We start from the raw sequence: 3,692 nt of genomic DNA on the forward strand, positions 1-3,692 counted from the left end.
GCTAATGCGCGGGATCGAGGCCGGAATGGTCTCGATCAACCATTTCGGGCTCGCCGCGCCCGAGACGCCGTTCGGCGGCATCAAGGAGTCCGGCCATGGCAGTGAGGGCGGGTCGGAAGGCATCCAGGCTTATTTGACGCCGAAATTCGTCAGCCAGTTGAATGCCTGAGGGCGCGCGGCCGCCACTGGCCTCGCCGACACGACACCACAGGAAGAAACGATGAGCCTGGTCCTGATGAAACGTTTCGGCGAGCTCTGGTCGGCGCGCGACCTCGACGGCTGCATGGAGTGCTTCTCCGACGACGCGGTATATGCTGCCGCGATCGGCCCGGAACCAGGGATGTCCTATGCCGGCAAGCCGGCCATCCGCGCGAGACTGGCCGAAATCTTCGCCGACACCACCATTTCACCCCTCCTATGCGGACGCCTCTTCCCGCAGGGCGAGGTCGGATTGATGGAGTGGTCGATCGACAAACGTCTACCGGACGGTACGACGAAGACGATCCGCGGCCTTGACCTCTACGAGTTTCGCGACGGCCTGATCACCCTCAAGGATTCCTATCGCAAGACATTCTGAGGACCTGTCCCGCTGAAAAGGGTTGCAGCGGCATGTTGTTTCGTATTAAGTGACATCGTTTTGTAATACCGAACAGAAGACAATGACAAATCTGCTCCGCGACCGTGACATTGCCACCCACCTGCATCCGCAGACGAACTTCCGGAGGCACGAGGAATTCGGGCCGCTGATCATTCAGCAGGGCGATGGTGTCCGGGTCCAGGATACGGACGGCCGCTGGTATATCGAGGGTGTCTCGGGGCTGTGGTGCGCATCGCTCGGCTTTTCGAACCGGCGGCTCGCGGATGCCGCGCACCGTCAGCTCCTGACCATGCCCTACCAGCAGACCTTCGCGCATCGCTCGACGCCGCCGGTCATCGAACTGGCCAGCCGCCTGATCGAAAAGGCGCCCTCTCCCATGTCGAAGGTGATCTTCCAGACATCGGGCTCGGAGGCCGTCGATACGGCGATCAAGATCTCTTGGTATTACCACGCGGCCAAGGGCAACGAGCAGCGCCGCAAGATCCTGTCCCGGCAGGGCAGCTATCACGGCAGCACCATCGCATCGGCCAGCTTGACCGGCCTTCCCAACATGCATCGCGGTTTCGGCCTGCCGATGGACACCTTCGTCCATGTTTCGCGGCCTCACCACTGGCGCGGCGGCCTCGCCGGAGAGAGCGAGCGGGATTTCGCGGTTCGCCTCGTGGCCGAAATCGAAGCGACGATCGAACGCGAGGGCGCCGACACGATCGCGGCCTTCTTCGCCGAACCGGTCATGGGTACCGGCGGCGTCGTCGTGCCGCCCGCGGGTTATTTCGAGCTCCTCCAGCCCGTTCTGGCGAAGCATGACATCCTGCTGGTCGCCGACGAAGTGATCTGCGGCTTCGGCCGCACCGGCAACTACTGGGGCTCCCAGACCGTCGGCATGAAGCCCGACATGCTCACCTGCGCCAAGGGCCTGTCGGCCTCCTATTTCCCGATCTCCGCCCTGATGCTGAGCGACCGAATCTACCAGGTGCTGGCCGACCGCACCGCCGAGTTCGGCGGTTTCGGCCACGGCTACACCTACGGCGGTCATCCGGTCGGCGCGGCGGTCGCGCTGGAGACGCTGGCCATCTATGACGAGATCGACGTTGTCAGCCTGGTGCGCGCCCGCCAGGGACAGTTGCAGGACGGCTGGCGCCGCTTCGCCAACCAGCCGCTAGTGGGCGAGGTCCGAGGCGTCGGGCTGATGGGCGCGCTCGAATTTGTCGCCGACAAGGCAGGCAAGACTCCGTTCGAGAAACCCGGCAGGCTAGGTGCCCGGATTGCCGCCGATCTCCAGGCACAGGGCGTCCTGCTGCGTGCGCTGGGCGACACGCTTGTCGTCGCCCCGCCGCTTATCGTCAGCGAGGAAGAGCTCGCGCAGGTGCTGGACGCGCTGGAAACGACGCTGGCCCGCATTACCGAGCCGGAGTTGGCGCAGTGACGGGCCGACCGACGGGCAGACGCTGGATGGACGGCAACCGGGTCTGCGCGCCCACGTCGCGCCGGACGAGGTGACGCGGTGGCGGACCTTCGCGTCCAGGTCGGCAGGACCACGCTGAAAAACCCCGTCATCGCGGCGCCGGGCGAGCACTTGATCGACGCGGCGGGAATCCGCTCCGCGATCCTGGCAGGAGCGGGAGCAGTGGTCGGCAAATCGATCAATGAATCGCAGGTGGCCAAATCTCAGTTGCGGCGCGCTGAGTACGTTGCCCTCGGCCCGGATTGGACAGAGGTACCCTGGGGGCCGTCGGCGCCGGCGGGCACGACAGTTCTGTCGCGCTCGGGACTGCCGCCGATGGAATTCGACGCCTGGCTGGCACAGGCCATGGCCATGGACATGTTCGCCCGCGGGCACGACTGCCTGTTCGTGCCCTCGATCATCCTCGCCGCGGAGGAGCCGGCGCTCGACATGGCCCGCCGCATCGAAGCCGCAGGACTGCGCGTGCTCGAGTTCAACATCGGAACGCCTTACGCGAGCGAGGCCGCGAAAGGCGCGGTCTCCACCGTGCTTTCGCCGGAGCGAGTGGGAGCGCTGACCCGCATGATGACCGAGGCTCTCGGCATTCCGGTCTGGATCAAGATTACCGGTCAGAGCGAACGCGTGCCGGACCTCGCCGCCGCCGCCTTCGCCAACGGCGCCGAGAGCGTGATCATGGCAGGGCGCGCGCTTGGCATGCTGCCCGATCTTGAAACCCAGGCTCCCCTCCTCTCCACCAGCGGCGGCATCGGCGGATCCTGGAATCTGCCCCTCACCTGCCACTGGCTTGCCAACTCGCGCGCCGTGCTCGGGGCCGACCGCGACCTGATCGGCATCAACGGCGCCACCAATGGCCAAGACGTGGCGCGCATGATGCTTGCCGGCGCATCGGCCGTCGGCATGGCCTCGGAAGTGATGCTGCGCGGCTGGCAGGTGCTTTCCCAGGCCGTCACCGACCTCGACGCCTATTGCGAGGCGAAATCGCAATCCGCTCGCGACCTTGTCGGTCGCGCAGCCGACGCCCGCAAGCGCTTTGCCGACGTGCCGGAACTCGACGAGCGCTGGCGCGACTACATACCCGCTCCGCTAGCGAGCGAATGACAAGAGGAGCCAGACATGACCACCGAGATTGACCAGACGCGGATCGACTCGCTCATCAAGGGAGCCGTGGACCTTCACATCCATTCCGGTCCCTCGCTGCACCCTCGCAAGATCGACCACATCGAGGCGCTGCGCGCCGCCGACGAGGCCGGCATGCGCGCGATCCTGCTCAAGGATCACTACTACCCGACCATGCCGATCGCGACGCTGCTCAACAACAATATGGGCAAGAGCACCAAGGTGCTGAGCGCCATCGTGCTCAACCACCCGCTGGGCGGCTTCAACCCGTCGGCGGTCGACTATGCGTTGAAGCAGGGCGCGCGGATCGTGTGGATGCCGACGGCGCATGCCGAGAACCATATCATCAAGACGGCCAAGGAACTGAAGGGCAAGTTCCCGGAGAACACGAAGAAGACCGTCGAGGCCGAAGGCCTGCGCCTTGTCGATGGGCAGGGCGTCGTGCTGGACGAGGTCAAGGCCATTCTCGACCTCATCGCCGAGGCTGACGCTTGCGTCTCGGCCGGCCATCAC

General features: G+C 65.4%; 5 protein-coding genes. All 5 read left to right on the forward strand.

Features of this window, described 5'->3' with window-relative positions; translation table 11 throughout:
* Nucleotides 1-169 (forward strand): aldehyde dehydrogenase family protein (locus tag EN742_RS27890; protein ID WP_128333515.1); only part of this gene is annotated, 169 nt, incomplete at its 5' end.
* Between the two features lie 51 nt (nt 170-220).
* The gene (locus tag EN742_RS27895) at nt 221-577 is read left to right on the forward strand and encodes a nuclear transport factor 2 family protein (protein WP_128333516.1); all 357 of its coding nucleotides are present in this window, start codon (nt 221-223) and stop codon (nt 575-577) included.
* Nucleotides 578-659: 82 nt separating this feature from the next.
* Complete coding sequence (locus EN742_RS27900; RefSeq protein WP_128333517.1) at nt 660-2,024, forward strand: aminotransferase; 1,365 nt, start codon at nt 660-662, stop codon at nt 2,022-2,024.
* A 78-nt stretch (nt 2,025-2,102) separates the two neighbouring features.
* The gene (locus tag EN742_RS27905; protein WP_128333518.1) at nt 2,103-3,161 is read left to right on the forward strand and encodes a dihydroorotate dehydrogenase; all 1,059 of its coding nucleotides are present in this window, start codon (nt 2,103-2,105) and stop codon (nt 3,159-3,161) included.
* A 15-nt stretch (nt 3,162-3,176) separates the two neighbouring features.
* Nucleotides 3,177-3,692 (forward strand): DUF6282 family protein (locus EN742_RS27910; protein WP_245492408.1); only part of this gene is annotated, 516 nt, incomplete at its 3' end.

Origin of the sequence: Mesorhizobium sp. M4A.F.Ca.ET.020.02.1.1 (assembly GCF_004022645.1) — a bacterium.
Taxonomy (GTDB): Bacteria; Pseudomonadota; Alphaproteobacteria; order Rhizobiales; family Rhizobiaceae; genus Mesorhizobium.